This is a genomic window from Krasilnikoviella flava (genome assembly GCF_900167525.1).
Lineage (GTDB): Bacteria > Actinomycetota > Actinomycetes > Actinomycetales > Cellulomonadaceae > Isoptericola > Isoptericola flavus.
Genome location: NZ_FUZQ01000001.1, coordinates 180366 through 194675 on the forward strand (window position 1 = coordinate 180366; position 14310 = coordinate 194675).

At 72.7% G+C, this 14310-nt stretch carries 13 protein-coding genes; 6 read left to right on the top strand and 7 right to left on the bottom strand.

Annotation, left to right across the window (positions count from 1 at the left end; translation table 11 throughout):
- Positions 1-104: 104 nt before the first annotated feature.
- Positions 105-1142 carry a hemolysin family protein gene (locus tag B5Y66_RS00735; protein ID WP_079569692.1) on the bottom strand — a complete coding sequence of 346 codons (1038 nt, stop codon included), beginning with the start codon at positions 1140-1142 and terminating at the stop codon, positions 105-107.
- Positions 1139-2479, bottom strand: a complete 1341-nt coding sequence (locus B5Y66_RS00740; RefSeq protein WP_079569695.1) for a hemolysin family protein — start codon at positions 2477-2479, stop codon at positions 1139-1141. The genes B5Y66_RS00735 and B5Y66_RS00740 overlap by 4 nt, the downstream gene beginning before the upstream one ends.
- A 224-nt stretch (positions 2480-2703) precedes the next feature.
- Between B5Y66_RS00740 and B5Y66_RS00745 the strand changes: the two genes are divergently transcribed.
- The 3 genes from B5Y66_RS00745 (at position 2704) to B5Y66_RS00755 (ending at position 8718) form a co-directional block, all read left to right on the top strand.
- Entirely contained in the window at positions 2704-3450 is a 747-nt protein-coding gene (locus B5Y66_RS00745) for a response regulator transcription factor (RefSeq protein WP_079569698.1), read from the top strand.
- Positions 3450-4586 carry a sensor histidine kinase gene (locus B5Y66_RS00750; RefSeq protein ID WP_079569700.1) on the top strand — a complete coding sequence of 379 codons (1137 nt, stop codon included), beginning with the start codon at positions 3450-3452 and terminating at the stop codon, positions 4584-4586. Before B5Y66_RS00745 ends, B5Y66_RS00750 begins: the two co-directional genes overlap by 1 nt.
- A 334-nt stretch (positions 4587-4920) precedes the next feature.
- Complete coding sequence (locus B5Y66_RS00755) at positions 4921-8718, top strand: multifunctional oxoglutarate decarboxylase/oxoglutarate dehydrogenase thiamine pyrophosphate-binding subunit/dihydrolipoyllysine-residue succinyltransferase subunit (protein ID WP_245806836.1); 3798 nt, start codon at positions 4921-4923, stop codon at positions 8716-8718.
- 52 nt (positions 8719-8770) lie between these two features.
- Here the strand turns inward: B5Y66_RS00755 and B5Y66_RS00760 are convergent, their stop codons facing one another.
- The gene (locus B5Y66_RS00760; RefSeq protein ID WP_079569706.1) at positions 8771-9766 is read right to left on the bottom strand and encodes an aldo/keto reductase; all 996 of its coding nucleotides are present in this window, start codon (positions 9764-9766) and stop codon (positions 8771-8773) included.
- A 141-nt stretch (positions 9767-9907) separates the two neighbouring features.
- On the opposite strand from B5Y66_RS00760, the gene B5Y66_RS00765 reads away from it, so the two are divergent.
- On the top strand, positions 9908-10834 hold the full coding sequence (locus B5Y66_RS00765; protein WP_079571555.1) for an aldose 1-epimerase family protein: 927 nt from the start codon (positions 9908-9910) through the stop codon (positions 10832-10834).
- Between the two features lie 125 nt (positions 10835-10959).
- Positions 10960-11562, top strand: a complete 603-nt coding sequence (locus tag B5Y66_RS00770; protein WP_245806837.1) for a GDSL-type esterase/lipase family protein — start codon at positions 10960-10962, stop codon at positions 11560-11562.
- A gap of 18 nt (positions 11563-11580) precedes the next feature.
- Here B5Y66_RS00770 and B5Y66_RS00775 read toward each other — a convergent pair whose 3' ends face one another.
- Positions 11581-12108, bottom strand: a complete 528-nt coding sequence (locus tag B5Y66_RS00775; protein WP_176168742.1) for a mycothiol transferase — start codon at positions 12106-12108, stop codon at positions 11581-11583.
- A 64-nt stretch (positions 12109-12172) separates the two neighbouring features.
- Positions 12173-12973, bottom strand: a complete 801-nt coding sequence (locus B5Y66_RS00780; RefSeq protein ID WP_079569709.1) for a DUF4097 family beta strand repeat-containing protein — start codon at positions 12971-12973, stop codon at positions 12173-12175.
- A gap of 155 nt (positions 12974-13128) precedes the next feature.
- Between B5Y66_RS00780 and B5Y66_RS23240 the strand changes: the two genes are divergently transcribed.
- Positions 13129-13203 (top strand): 50S ribosomal protein bL37, encoded by a 75-nt coding sequence (locus B5Y66_RS23240; protein ID WP_375791718.1) that lies wholly within the window; start codon positions 13129-13131, stop codon positions 13201-13203.
- Positions 13204-13323: 120 nt separating this feature from the next.
- Here B5Y66_RS23240 and rsrA read toward each other — a convergent pair whose 3' ends face one another.
- On the bottom strand, positions 13324-13605 hold the full coding sequence (gene rsrA, locus B5Y66_RS00785; protein ID WP_079569712.1) for a mycothiol system anti-sigma-R factor: 282 nt from the start codon (positions 13603-13605) through the stop codon (positions 13324-13326).
- Positions 13602-14291: a sigma-70 family RNA polymerase sigma factor gene (locus tag B5Y66_RS00790; RefSeq protein WP_079569718.1), complete on the bottom strand. Its 690-nt coding sequence runs from the start codon at positions 14289-14291 to the stop codon at positions 13602-13604. The genes rsrA and B5Y66_RS00790 overlap by 4 nt, the downstream gene beginning before the upstream one ends.
- Between the last annotated feature and the right edge of the window lie 19 nt (positions 14292-14310).

Consider the following 14310-nt stretch of genomic DNA (forward strand, 5'->3'; position numbering starts at 1 on the left):
CCGTCACGGAACCATAACGGTGTCGGGCTCCCCCGCCAAGTCCCCGTCCACAGGCCGCCCTGACGTCCCCGGGCGGCGTCACCGTGGAAGGGTGTCCACCCTGCTCACCGGCGGCGCTGCATGGCGTCCCGGACCTCCCCGACGAGCTCCTCGAGGATGTCCTCGAGGAAGACGACGCCGAGCACGCCGTCCGGCCCCTCGACGCGGGCCAGGTGCGTCCCGGAGCGCTGCATGGCGCGTAGGGCGTCCTCCACCTCGTCGTCCGGGCGCACCGACGCGAGCGCCCGCACGCGCCACGCGGGGACGGGCAGGAAACGGTCGCCGTCGGAGGCGTACAGCACGTCCTTGAGGTGCAGGTAGCCGCGCAGGACGCCGGCGTCGTCGCGCACCGGGAACCGGCTGTAACCGGTGCGCGCCACGAGGTGCTCGACGTCGTCCGGCGCACTCTCGGGGCCCACGGTGACCAGTGCGTCCACGGCCACCATGACGTCGCCCGCCGTGCGCGACGAGAACTCGATCGCGCCGGCGAGCAGCCCCTGCTCGTCGCGGAGCACGCCCTCGGCCTGCGAGTGCTCGACGATCGACTGCACCTCCTGCGCCGTGAACGCGGAGGCGACCTCGTCCTTGGGCTCCACGCCCGCGAGCCGCACGGCGTGGTTGGCCACCCAGTTGAGCGCCGCGATCACCGGGCGCACCGCCCGGCCCAGCAGCACGAGCGGCGGCGCGAACCAGAGGGCCGCCGTCTCGGGCCCGGCCACGGCGAGGTTCTTGGGCACCATCTCTCCGAGCACCACGTGCAGGTACACGACGATCGCGAGCGCGAGGACGAGCGCCACGGGGTGCACGAGCGACTCGGGGACGCCGAGCGCGTGGAACGGGACCTCGAGCAGGTGCGCGAGCGCGGGCTCCGCGACGATGCCCAGGCCGGTCGAGCAGACCGTCACGCCGAGCTGCGCGCACGCGAGCATGAGGGAGACGTGCTCCATGGCCCAGAGGGCGGTGCGGGCGCGCCGGTCGCCGGCCTCGGCCCGCGGCTCGATGGCGCTGCGGCGCGCGGAGATGACGGCGAACTCGGCGCCGACGAAGAAGGCGTTGCCCGCGAGCAGCAGCACGCCGACCAGCAGGGCGGTCCCGGTGCTCATCGCGCGTCCTCCTCGCCGAGGACGCGCAGCCGCTCGACGCGCCGGGCGTCCATCGCCTCCACGCGCAGCCGCACCCCGTCGGTCTCGATCTCGTCGCCCACGTCGGGCACCCTCCCCAGCTCCGCCATGACCAGCCCGCCGAGCGTCTCGTACGCCGGCCCCTCGGGGACCACCAGGCCGGTACGCTCCTCGAGCTCGTCGGGCCGCAGCACACCGGGCACGACCCACGACCCGTCGGTGCCGCGCACGACCCCGGCCCGCCGCGGGTCGTGCTCGTCCGCGACGTCGCCCACGAGCTCCTCCACGACGTCCTCGAGCGTGACGATGCCCGAGGTGCCGCCGTACTCGTCCACGACCACTGCCATCTGCAGCCCGAGGCCGCGCAGCTCCACGAGCAGCGGCCCCAGGCGCACCGTCTCCGGCACGCGGGGCGCGTCGACCATGAGGGCGGCGGACGGCACCTCGCCGCGCCGGTCGTGCGGCACCCCGACCGCCCGGCGCAGGTGGACCAGCCCGACGACGTCGTCCCGGTCCTCGCCGATCACCGGGAACCGCGAGTGGCCGGTGCGCCGCGCGAGGGCCACGACCTCGGCCGCCGTGGTCTCCCGCTCGACGACGGCCATGCGCATGCGGTCGGTCATGACGTCGCGCGCGGACAGCTCGTCGAGCTCGAGGGAGTTGGCCAGCAGCGTGGCGACGGACTGGTCGAGCGTGCCCTCCTGCGCGGACCGCCGTACGAGCGACAGCAGCTCCGACGACGACCGCGCACCCGACAGCTCCTCCCGGGGCTCCACCCCGACGCGGCGCAGGAGCGCGTTGGCGGAGCCGTTGAGCACGGCGATCAGGGGCCGGAACAGCATGGTGAACACCCGCTGCACCGGGACCACGACGCGTGCCGTCGCGTGCGGGGCGGAGAGCGCGAAGTTCTTCGGGATCAGCTCCCCGAACAGCATCGAGAACGCGTTGACCACGACGAGCGCGAGGACGCCCGCGAGGACGCCGGCGACGCCGCGGCCCATCGCCGTGGACGCGAACGCCTCGGAGAACAGGGACAGCAGCGCCGGCTGGGCCGTGTAGCCGAGCAGGATGGTCGTGATGGTGATGCCCACCTGGGCGGAGCTCAGCTCCGTCGACAGGTGCTTGAGCCCGGCGCGGACGGCGCGGTCCCGTCGGTCCGACGGGCGCCTCCGGCCGGGCGGAGGACTGTCGCCCTCCTCGTCGTCGGCCGCGAGGACGGCCGGGTCGAGGGTCACGAGGGAGAACTCGCTCGCGACGAACACCGCGGTCCCTGCGGTGAGCACGACGCCGAGCACGATCATGAGGACGTCGCCTAGCACAGGCGGCTCCCGGCGGTGCGGCCGCGTGGCGTGGGGCGGGGCGGCGTGGCGGCCAGGCGGGACGGCGCGGGCGACCCCGCGCGATATCGGCTCTCGTCCATCGTGCTCCGATGCTATCGGCAGGAGGCGCGGCGGCGAGTCCACATTCACCGGCCCGCCGTCCGGCGTGGGCCCGGACAGCGTGTGCTCAGCGCGCCCCCAGGGAGCCGGTGCAAGATGGCACCATGACCACCGCGACCCCTCCGGGCACCCCGGGCACCTCGGGCACGTCCGGCCAGCAGAACGCCACCGTGCTCGTCGTCGAGGACGAGCCCGCGATCGCGGCCGCCATCGCGCAGCGCCTGTCCGCCGAGGGCTGGCGGGTCGAGGTGGCGCGCGACGGCCTCGCCGGCGTCGACGCCGCCTCCCGCCTGAGCCCGGACGCCATCGTGCTGGACGTCATGCTGCCGGGCATCGACGGCCTCGAGGTCACTCGCCGCATCCAGGCGGACCACCCGATCCCGATCCTCATGCTCACGGCCCGCGACGACGAGACCGACATGCTGGTCGGGCTCGGCGTCGGCGCCGACGACTACATGACCAAGCCGTTCTCCATGCGCGAGCTCGTCGCGCGCGTCAAGGCGCTGCTGCGGCGCGTCGAGCGGGCACAGCAGGCGGCCGTGACCACGCCCGCCGACCCGCCGATGGTCATGGGCGACGTGACGATCGACCGCGCCCAGCGCCGCGTGCACCGCGCCGGCGACGAGGTGCACCTGACGCCGACGGAGTTCGAGCTGCTCGTCATGCTCGCGAGCTCGCCCAAGACCGTGCAGACGCGCGAGCGGCTGCTCGCCGAGGTGTGGGACTGGGCCGACGCGAGCGGCACCCGCACCGTGGACTCGCACATCAAGGCGCTGCGCCGCAAGCTCGGGCCGGACCTCATCCGCACCGTGCACGGCGTCGGGTACGCCTTCGAGCCGCCGGAGGCCTGATGGACCTCGCCCCCGGCGACGACGGCGCCGGGCCGGCCGCACCGCGCCGCAAGGAGCACCACCGGCTGCCCGACGTGCGCCCGCTCGACCCGCTGAGGTCGCTGAAGACGAAACTGGGCGTGCTGGTGGTGGCGACGGTGACGTTCGCCGTCCTCATCACCTGGATCGGCCTGCAGAACGAGCTGGGCCCCACCCGCACGTTGCCCCTGGCGATCTTCCTGTCGCTGGTCATCGTGCAGCTCCTCGCGCGCGGGATGACGTCCCCGCTGCGCGACATGACGGCGGCCGTGCAGACGATGGCGGCCGGGGACTACTCCATCCGCGTGCGGGCCACGAGCCGGGACGAGGTGGGCCAGCTCGCCGAGGCGTTCAACGTCATGGCGGCGGACCTCGACTCCTCCGACCGCGTGCGGCGCGAGCTCATCGCCAACGTGTCGCACGAGCTGCGCACGCCGGTCGCGGCGCTGCAGGCGCAGCTCGAGAACATGGTCGACGGCGTCACCGAGCCGACGCCGTCAGCCCTCGAGCTGTCGCTCGAGCAGACGGAGCGGCTCACCCGGCTGGTCACCTACCTGCTCGACCTGTCGCGCGTGGAGGCGGGGGCGTCCGCGCTGGTGCTCAGCGAGTTCTCGGTGGGCGACTTCCTGGAGGAGTCGGCCCAGGCGATGTCGATGGTCGACGCCGCGAAGGGCCTCAGCTACGTCGTCGACGTCACCCCGCCGGACCTGGTGCTCGAGGCCGACGTGGAGCGGCTGCGCCAGGTGGTCACCAACCTGCTGCAGAACGCGATCCGGCACTCGCCGCACGGCGGCACGGTGCGGCTCGACGCCTACCCTGTGGACGACGACGTCGTGCTCGAGGTGAGCGACGAGGGCCCCGGCATCGCACCCGAGGACCGGGGCCGCATCTTCGAGCGCTTCGCGAGCGGCTCGGCGTCCACCCGACCGCACGCCGCCCCGCCGAGCGGCATGGCCAGCGGCGGCACGGGCATCGGGCTCGCGATCGTCCGGTGGGCGGTCGACCTGCACGGCGGGCACGTGGAGGTCGCCGACACCGATCGCGGCGCGACGATGCGCGTGACCCTCCCCGCCCAGGCCCGGCCGGCCCCCGGCGTCACGACCGAGGCCGACGACTGAGCCCGCCCCGCCGGGCGGCCCGGGTGACGTTGGTCACACTCGCCCGTCACACGGCCACGCGCGTGGTCCGGACATGACGCCGGACAACGGACTCATCGGGTCGACCCGAGGAGTCGTTGCCCACCGCATTACCGGACGGTCACGATGCCGCGCTGAGCGGCCCGGAACGGCCCGCTGACGCCGCTCGCCCTCCCCGGTCGGAGCCCGTGAAGGACGTAGGCTGGACCTGCGCACCGGCTCCGCCGGGCGCATTTCCGGTCGAACGAGTTGCAACTGTGTGAAAGTGGGCGATCCGCGCGTGGTGTCCCCGAAGGACGGGTCAGAGTCGATCAGCGTGGCGAGCGCGTTCGGAGCCAACGAATGGTTGGTGGACGAGCTCTACGAGCAGTACCTGAAGGACAAGAACGCGGTGGACCCCGCGTGGTGGGACTTCTTCGCCGACTACGAGCCGAGCGAGTCGCACAACGGCACGACGGAGGACGCCGCTCCCGCGCAGCCCGCGGCACCGGCGCAGCCCTCAGCACCGGCGCAGCCCGCCGCAGCTCCGGCCGCCCCGGCGCAGCCCCAGGCCCCCGCGGCCCAGGCCACCGGGTCGGGCACCGCCGCCGCCGAGACAGCGAAGTCCGAGCGGAAGGCCTCGAAGCCCGCCCCGCTCCCCGCTGACCCCGAGGTGAGTGCCGTCCGCCCGGTCGCCGAGGCGCTGCCCTCGACCGCGCCGTACGCCGAGGTCGCGAAGGCCTCGCCGAAGGCCGCCGAGGACGAGGCCACGGACGACGTCCAGAAGCTGCGCGGCCCCGCCGCGCGCGTCGTCACCAACATGGAGGCCTCGATCGAGGTCCCGACGGCGACGTCGGTGCGCGCCGTGCCCGCCAAGCTCATGGTGGACAACCGCATCGTCATCAATAACCATCTGGCGCGCGGCCGCGGCGGCAAGATCTCGTTCACGCACCTCATCGGTTTCGCGCTCGTCGAGGCGCTGTCCGACATGCCGGTGATGAACGCGCACTACGAGAGCATCGACGGCAAGCCGCACATCGTGCAGCCGGCGCACGTGGGCTTCGGCCTCGCGATCGACCTCGCCAAGCCGGACGGCTCGCGCCAGCTGCTGGTGCCGAGCGTCAAGAATGCCGAGGAGCTCGACTTCGCCGGCTTCTGGGCGGCGTACGAGGACCTCGTCCGCAAGGCTCGCGGCGGCAAGCTCGGCATGGACGACTTCGCCGGCACCACGATCTCGCTGACCAACCCCGGCGGCATCGGCACCGTGCACTCGGTCCCCCGCCTCATGTCGGGCCAGGGCACGATCATCGGCGTCGGCGCCATGGACTACCCCGCCGAGTTCGCGGGGGCGTCCGAGGAGCAGCTCGCCCGCATGGGCATCTCGAAGGTCATGACGATCACGTCGACCTACGACCACCGCATCATCCAGGGCGCGCAGTCCGGTGAGTTCCTCAAGGTGCTCGCCGGCAAGCTGCTCGGCCTGGACGGCTTCTACGACCGGGTCTTCGCCGCCCTCCGCGTGCCGTACGAGCCCGTGCGCTGGGTCCGGGACAACACGGTGGACGCCGACGTCGAGGCCGCGAAGCCGGCCCGCATCGCCGAGCTCGTGCACTCCTACCGCTCGCGCGGGCACCTCATGGCGGAGACCGACCCGCTGGCCTACCGCCAGCGCAAGCACCCCGACCTGGACATCCAGAACCACGGCCTCACGCTGTGGGACCTGGACCGCGCCTTCCCCACGGGCGGCTTCGGCGGCAAGACCAAGGACACGCTGCGCGACGTCCTCGGCCTGCTGCGCGACTCGTACTGCCGCACCATCGGCGTCGAGTACATGCACATCGCCGACCCGGCCCAGCGCAAGTGGCTCCAGGAGCGGCTCGAGTCGGGCTACGCCCGCACCCCGCGCGAGGACCAGCTGCGGATCCTGCGCCGCCTGAACTCCGCCGAGGCGTTCGAGACCTTCCTGCAGACCAAGTACGTCGGCCAGAAGCGTTTCTCCCTCGAGGGCGGGGAGTCCGTCATCCCGCTGCTGGACGCCATCCTGTCGAGGGCCGCCGAGGGCGGGCTCGACGAGGTCGGCATCGGCCTGGCGCACCGCGGGCGCCTCAACGTGCTGGCGAACATCGCGGGCAAGAGCTACGGCCAGATCTTCAAGGAGTTCGAGGGCCAGCTCGACCCGAAGAGCGTGCAGGGCTCGGGCGACGTCAAGTACCACCTCGGAACCGAGGGCGTCTTCACCGCCGAGACCGGCGCCACCACCAAGGTGTACTTGGCCGCGAACCCGTCGCACCTCGAGGCCGTCGACCCGGTGCTCGAGGGCATCGTGCGCGCCAAGCAGGACCGCATCGACCTGGGCGGCGACGGCTTCTCCGTGCTGCCGATCCTCATCCACGGCGACGCTGCGTTCGCCGGCCAGGGCGTGGTGCCCGAGGTGCTCAACCTCGCGCAGCTGCGCGGGTACCGCACCGGCGGCACGATCCACGTGATCATCAACAACCAGGTGGGCTTCACCACCGGGCCGTCGTCGTCGCGCTCCACGACCTATGCGACCGACGTGGCCAAGGGCTACCAGATCCCCGTCTTCCACGTGAACGGCGACGACCCCGAAGCCTGCGTGCGCGTGGCCGAGCTCGCCTTCGCCTACCGCGAGCAGTTCGACCGCGACGTCATCATCGACATGGTCTGCTACCGCCGCCGCGGCCACAACGAGGGCGACGACCCCTCGATGACGCAGCCGCTGATGTACAACCTCATCGAGGCCAAGCAGTCGGTGCGCAAGCTCTACACGAAGAACCTCGTGGCGCGCGGCGACATCACGGTCGAGGAGGCCGAGCAGGCGCTGCAGGACTACCAGTCGCAGCTCGAGCGGGTCTTCACCGAGACCAAGACCGCCGGCAAGGCCAGCACGCCCGACGGCGAGGACGAGATCCTCGGCCTGGAGCGCCCCGAGTCCCAGCGCGAGGGCGCCGGCGACATGGTGGGCTGGCAGACGGCCGTGCCGCACGCCGTGCTCGAGCGCGTGGGCACCGTCCAGGTGGCGGCGCCCGAGGGCTTCACGGTGCACCCGAAGCTGGCCCAGATGCTGGAGAAGCGCCAGCTCATGGCCAAGGAGGGCGGCATCGACTGGGGCTTCGGCGAGCTCGCCGCGTTCGGGTCGCTGCTCATGGAGGGCACCCCGGTGCGCCTCGCCGGGCAGGACTCCCGCCGCGGCACGTTCGTGCAGCGCCACGCCGTGCTGCACGACCGCAACACCGGTGCCGAGTGGACCCCGCTGCTGTACCTGTCGGGCGACCAGGCGAAGTTCTGGGTGTACGACTCCTCGCTCAGCGAGTACGCCGCCCTGGGCTTCGAGTACGGCTACTCCGTGGAGCGCCCGGACGCCCTCGTGCTCTGGGAGGCGCAGTTCGGCGACTTCGTCAACGGCGCGCAGACCATCATCGACGAGTTCATCTCGTCGGCCGAGCAGAAGTGGGGCCAGAGCTCGTCGCTGGTCATGCTGCTGCCGCACGGCTACGAGGGCCAGGGGCCGGACCACTCGTCCGCCCGGATCGAGCGCTTCCTGCAGCTCGCGGCCGAGAACAACATGACGGTGGCGCAGCCGTCCACGCCGGCGTCGTACTTCCACCTGCTGCGCCAGCAGGCCTACGCCCGCCCGCGCCGTCCGCTGGTCGTCTTCACGCCGAAGCAGCTGCTGCGCCTCAAGGCCGCCGCCTCGAGCGTGGAGGACTTCACCACCGGAACCTTCGAGCCGGTGCTGGCGGACACCACGGTGGACGCGGCGCAGGTCGACCGCGTGCTGCTGTGCACCGGGCGCCTGTACTACGACCTGCTCGCCGAGCGGACCAAGCGCCAGGACACCCGGACCGCCATCGTCCGCCTGGAGCAGCTCTACCCGTTCCCGGAGGAGCAGATCCGCGCGCAGCTGTCGCAGTACCCGAACGCCGACGTCGTGTGGGTCCAGGACGAGCCGGAGAACCAGGGCGCCTGGTCCTTCCTGCACCTGGCACTGCCGGAGGACCTGCCGCGCGTGCAGGTCGTCTCCCGCCCGGCGTCCGCCTCCACCGCCGCCGGCACCGCCAAGCGGCATAAGGAGCAGCAGGAGATCCTGGTCACGCAGGCCTTCGACCGGGCCTGACGTGCCGAGATAGAGCGCGTGTCAAGACACGCGCTCTATCTCGGCAGCACGGTCACCAGCGGTCGTGCACGTGCTCCTTGATCGACTCCTCGTAGATCTCACGCACCCCCGAGGTGAACAGCGGCCCGAGCACGCCGGCCTCCCCCGCGGCGGCGTTCAGCCGCGCCTGCTCGGCGCTGCGCGCGCCCGGGATGACCGTGGAGACGCCCGGCTGCTGCCACACCCAGGCGATGGCCGCCTGCGCGGGCGTGAGGTCGTCGTTCAGGGCCGAGCCGACGAGCTCCGTGAAGCGGGCGGCCGCGTCGACGCCGACGTCGAACGGCACGCCGGCGAACGTCTCGCCGACGTCGAACGCCTTGCCCTCGCGGTTGAACGTCCGGTGGTCGTCCTCGCCGAACGTGGTGTCGTGGGTGTAGCGCCCCGACAGGAGCCCCGAGGCGAGCGGCACCCGTGCGATGACGCCGACCCCGGCACCGGACGCCGCGGGCAGCACCTTCTCCAGCGGCTTGAGCCGGAACGCGTTGAGGATGATCTGCACGGACGCGACGCCAGGCCGGGCGATGGCGGTGAGCGCCTCGTCGACGGTCTCCACGGAGACGCCGTAGGCCGCCATGACGCCCTCGGCGACAAGCGTGTCCAATGCGTCGAACACCTCGTCGTCCGAGTACACCGCGGTCGGCGGGCAGTGCAGCTGGACGAGGTCGAGCGTGTCGACGCCGAGGTTGCGGCGCGACCGGTCCGTCCACTCGCGGAAGTTCGCCAGGACGTAGTTCTCCGGCACCTGGTCCATCCGGCGGCCCATCTTCGTGGCCACGGTGATCCCGTCGCCGCGGTGGTCCGCGAGGAACGCACCGACGGTCTGCTCGCTGCGACCGTCGCCGTAGACGTCAGCGGTGTCGAAGAAGGTCACGCCGGACTCGAACGCGGCATCGAGCACCGACCGGGCCTGGTCGTCGTCGACCGCGCCCCAGTCCGCCCCCAGCTGCCAGGTTCCCAGGCCGACGACCGACACCAGCCGGCCGGTGCGGCCGAGCACCTGTTTCTCCATCGTTCCCCCGTTCGATGGCGCTGCCCGTCTTCGGACGGGGCGGCGCGGACCCCTCGCGCGCGAGAGGACGTGTTGTCATATTTCTGGTTCTCCTACGCTACGTCGCCCGCACCGATCCGGCGTGCCGACTACGGTGTGAGCGTGAACACCGCTGAATCCTCCGCCGTCCCCGCCCCGTCGGGCCGGCAGTTCCGCATCTCCTCCGGCGAGCACCGGGCCACCATCACCGAGGTCGGGGCGATGGTGCGCGAGTACACCGTCGCCGGCCGCGACGTGTTCGTCCCGTTCGCCGAGAACGAGCCCGCCCCCGTCTTCAACGCCGCCGTCCTGCAGCCCTGGCCGAACCGCCTGCGCGACGGCGCCTACACGGCGGACGGGGTCCGTCACCAGGTCGCGGTGAGCGAGCCCGACCGCGACACCGCGCTGCACGGCCTCGTCTGCTGGTACCGCTGGACGCCGGTCGACGTGGCCGACGACGCCGTGACGCTCGAGCTGGCGCTCCCGGCGCAGAAGGGCTGGCCGTTCCAGCTCGTGCTCCAGGCCCGGTACACGGTGTCCGACGACGGCCTCGAGGTCGTCGTGCGGGCGCGCAACGTCGGCACGGGGACCGCACCGTACGGCGTCGGGTTCCACCCCTGGCTGTCGACGGGCGGCACGCCGCTCGACGAGTGCACCGTGAGCCTGGACGCCACGACGCACGTCACCGTGGACGACCGCCTGCTGCCCACGGGCACCGAGCCCGTCGCCGGTCCGTACGACCTGCGCGCCACACGCTCGCTCGCCGGGCTGGACCTCGATGACGCGTGGGTGGACGCCACACGCGACGACTCGGGCCTGTCCTGGGCCCGGCTCGGCCGGCCGGACGGGACCACGGCCGCGATCTGGATGGACGGCTCCATGGACTGCTGGCAGGTCTGCTCGGCCGACCACATCGACGGCTACGAGCGCTTCGGGCTCGCGGCGGAGCCGATGAGCTGCGTGGCCGACGCCTTCAACACCGGCGAGCGCCTGGTGCGGCTCGCCCCTGGCGACGAGCACGTCGTGCGCTGGGGCGCCACCCTGCTCTGACCCGGCCCCGGGACCGACGGTCGGCGCGCGCCGGCCCGGCTCGGCGTGGGATCCTGCCACGCGGCCGGGCCGGGGGCCAGAATGGCCGCGCAACTGCGAGACAGGACTTGGACGGTGAAGGCTCTGTGACCCAGACCGAGGTGCGCATCTGCGTCGTGGGCGACGAGCTCAGCGTGGGAGTCGGGGACGCCCGTGCCCTGGGGTGGACGGGGCGCGTCATGGCCCGCACCCGGTTCGGACGGCCGGCGATGGCGTTCACGCTCGCCGTGCCCGGGGAGACCAGCTCGGCGCTCGGCGCCCGCTGGCAGGCGGAGACGGAGTCGCGTTTCGGGCCGGAGGACACGTGCGAGAACCGTCTCGTCGTCGCCCTCGGCCGGCACGACGTGGACTCGTCGCTCTCGGTGGCGCGGTCGCGGCTCAACCTGGCGAACATCCTCGACGTGGCGGAGACGAGCCGGATCCCGGCGTTCGTCGTCGGCCCCCCGCCCGGGCGGCCGGAGGACGGGGGTCGTATCGCGGACCTGTCGGCTGCGTTCTCCGACGTCGCGAGCCGGCGCCGCGTGCCGTACGTGGACACGTACACGCCGCTGGCGCAGCACGAGCAGTGGCTGGCCGACCTCGCGACGAACGGCTCGACCTACCCTGGGCAGGCGGGCTACGGCCTCATGGCGTGGCTCGTGCTGCACACGGGATGGCACGCCTGGCTGGGGCTGCCCGCCGACGACTGACCGCCCTGCGGCGAGCCGTCAGACGCCTGCCCGCTCGGCCAGGCCGCGGACGTACGCGGCCTGGCCGACGTGCTGCAGGTCGTCGGCTGCGACGCTGACGAGCCGCACCGCGAGGGTGACCGGAGGGTCCCAGCGCGTGTCCACCACGCGCTCCAGGTCCTCGGCCGTGACGGTCGCCAGGTACTCCGTCGTGGCGGCGTGCACGTCGTCGAGGTAGCCGCGGAGCAGCGCCGCGTCGGCGCGGACGGCCGCGACCTGCTCCGGCGTGTGGCCGTAGCCCGTGTCCGCCACGTCGAACGGGAGGGCGAACCGCTCCGCCCAGCCGCCCGCCGTCCACCGCTGCTCGGTACCGGCCACGTCCGCGACGTGGTCGTCCTGCACCCGCGTCAGGTGCCAGACGAGCCACGCCACCGTGTTCGCCTCCGGGTCGGGACGGAAGGCGAGCCGCTCCGCGGTGGCGCCGCGGAGCACGCGACGTCCCCCCTCGGCGACCCGCCCGAAGGCATCGGTCAGCAGGGCGACATGGGCTGCGGGCGTCTCGGGCACGGTGGTTCCTTCCGGTCCGGCGGGCGAGCCTGTCGACACACGCGACGGGCCCGGCCCTCGGTGGTCAGCGACGGTCGACGGTGACGTGCGCGGACGTCACCGTCGCGGACAGGTAGGCGGCGCTGCGGCCGTCGGCGGGCTGCTCCCCGTGGTCGACGACGAGCGTCGCGCCGGCGCTGGGCAGCACCGAGCCGTCGAGGACGACCCGGCCGGACGCGCCACGCACCTTGAGGTTCACCGGCGTGCCGGCCGGCAGGCGCAGGTCGACGGCCCCCGAGACCGTCTTGGCCGTGACCAGAGGGCTCGCCTGCGTGGCGGTCACCGTGGCGGCGCCCGACACCGTGGTGAGCGACACCCGGGCGAGGGCCCCGGAGAGCGCGATCGACCCGGCCGCGCTGTTCGCCGTCACGTCCCCCGTGTGCTCGTCGGCCGACAGCGCGCCGGACACGGTCTTGAGCGACATCGGGCCGGTCGTGCCGGTGGTCCGCACGGCACCGGTGACGGTCTTCGCGGCGACCTTGCGGCCGCCCGTGAGCTCGACGTCGGCGCCCAGCGTGCCGACGTCGACGGCCCCGTCGGCCGGGACGACGACGCGCACGACGGCCCGCTCGCTCTGGCGCGGGTTGCGCAGCTTCGCCATGACGGAGTCGAGCACGGAGGTCTCGTAGCCGACGCGCAGGCGGTCGCCGTCGCGGGTCACCTGGAGCGGCTTGGCGCCCACCTCGAGCAGCTCGATCCGCACGCCGCTCGCCGCGGGGTCGGCGACGACGTCGGCTCGCCCGTCCTGCAGACGGAGCGTCACCCCCGTGGCCTGCTCGACGTCGATGGTCTGCGGGGCGGCGACCGCCCACGACTCCGTGCTCATGAGGCTCCCTATGCTGCTCGGGCTGCTGGTAACGGGCACCACCCTGTCAGAGCGCACCCACGGCGCGGATCGGGGATGCCCCGGATTCCGACCCCGGGCCTCGGGTGTGGGACCATGGGCCCGACCCCTCGTCCATCCTTCGTGAGGAGACCACCATGAGCAAGCGCGGTCGCAAGCGTCGTAGCCGCAAGGGCAACGGCGCCAACCACGGCAAGCGTCCCAACGCCTGACACGCCGAGGTAGTACGAAATTCGCCGAGGTGGTTCCGGTGGTGGCGTGGCCTGTGGCCACAGCTCCACCGGAACCACCTCGGCGAATTTCGTACTACCTCGGCGGGGGGCCGGGAACGGCTACTCGACCGTGGACATCACGGTCAGCTGTGCATGGATCCGCACCCGGAGGGTCTCCGGCGCGCGCTCCGAGCAGGAGCGCCGGACCAGCTGCTTGACGAGCTCCTCGACGCTCAGCTCGGCGAGGCACGGCGAGCAGTGCGCCACGTGCGCGCGCATCCGCTGCTCGTCCTCCGGCGTCATCTCCGAGTCGAGGAACTCGTTCAGGTGCACGAGAGCGTGCTCGCACTCGTTCTCCCCCGCGGCCCGGTCGTGCGGGATGGGGGTGATGGGGTCGGTCATGACGCTCCTCCACGAGCCGGGACCAAGCCACGCTGGGCGGCGTAGTCGGCGAGCAGCTCGCGCAGCTGCCGGCGGCCGCGGTGCAGACGGGACATCACCGTCCCGATCGGCGTACCCATGATCTCGGCGATCTCCTTGTAGGGGAAGCCCTCGACGTCGGCGTAGTAGACGACCATGCGCCGGTCCTCGGGCAGCTCCTGCAGCGCCCGCTTCACGTCGGAGTCCGGCAGCCGGTCGAGCGCCTCCGCCTCGGCCGACCGCAGCCCCCGCGACGTGTGCGACGCGGCACGCGCGATCTGCCAGTCCTCGACGTCCTCGGCCTGGGACTGCTGCGGCTCGCGCTGCTTCTTGCGGTACGTGTTGATGAACGTGTTCGTGAGGATCCGGTACAGCCAGGCCTTGAGGTTGGTGCCGGGCTTGTACTGGTGGAACGCGGCGAACGCCTTGGCGAACGTCTCCTGCACCAGGTCCTCGGCGTCAGCGGGGTTGCGCGTCATGCGCAGCGCGGCCGAGTAGAGCTGGTCCAGGTATTGCAGCGCGTCGCGCTCGAAGCGCTCGGCGCGGGCCGCGCTCGTCTCGTCCTCGGGGGCACGCTCGGTGTCCTCCGGGATCTCCTCGCTGTCCGGGACGTGCCCGGTGCTCCCGCGCGGGGCGTCGCCGCCCGCCGGGCCAAGGTCCTGGGTCATCACCGTCGAGCCTAGTCCA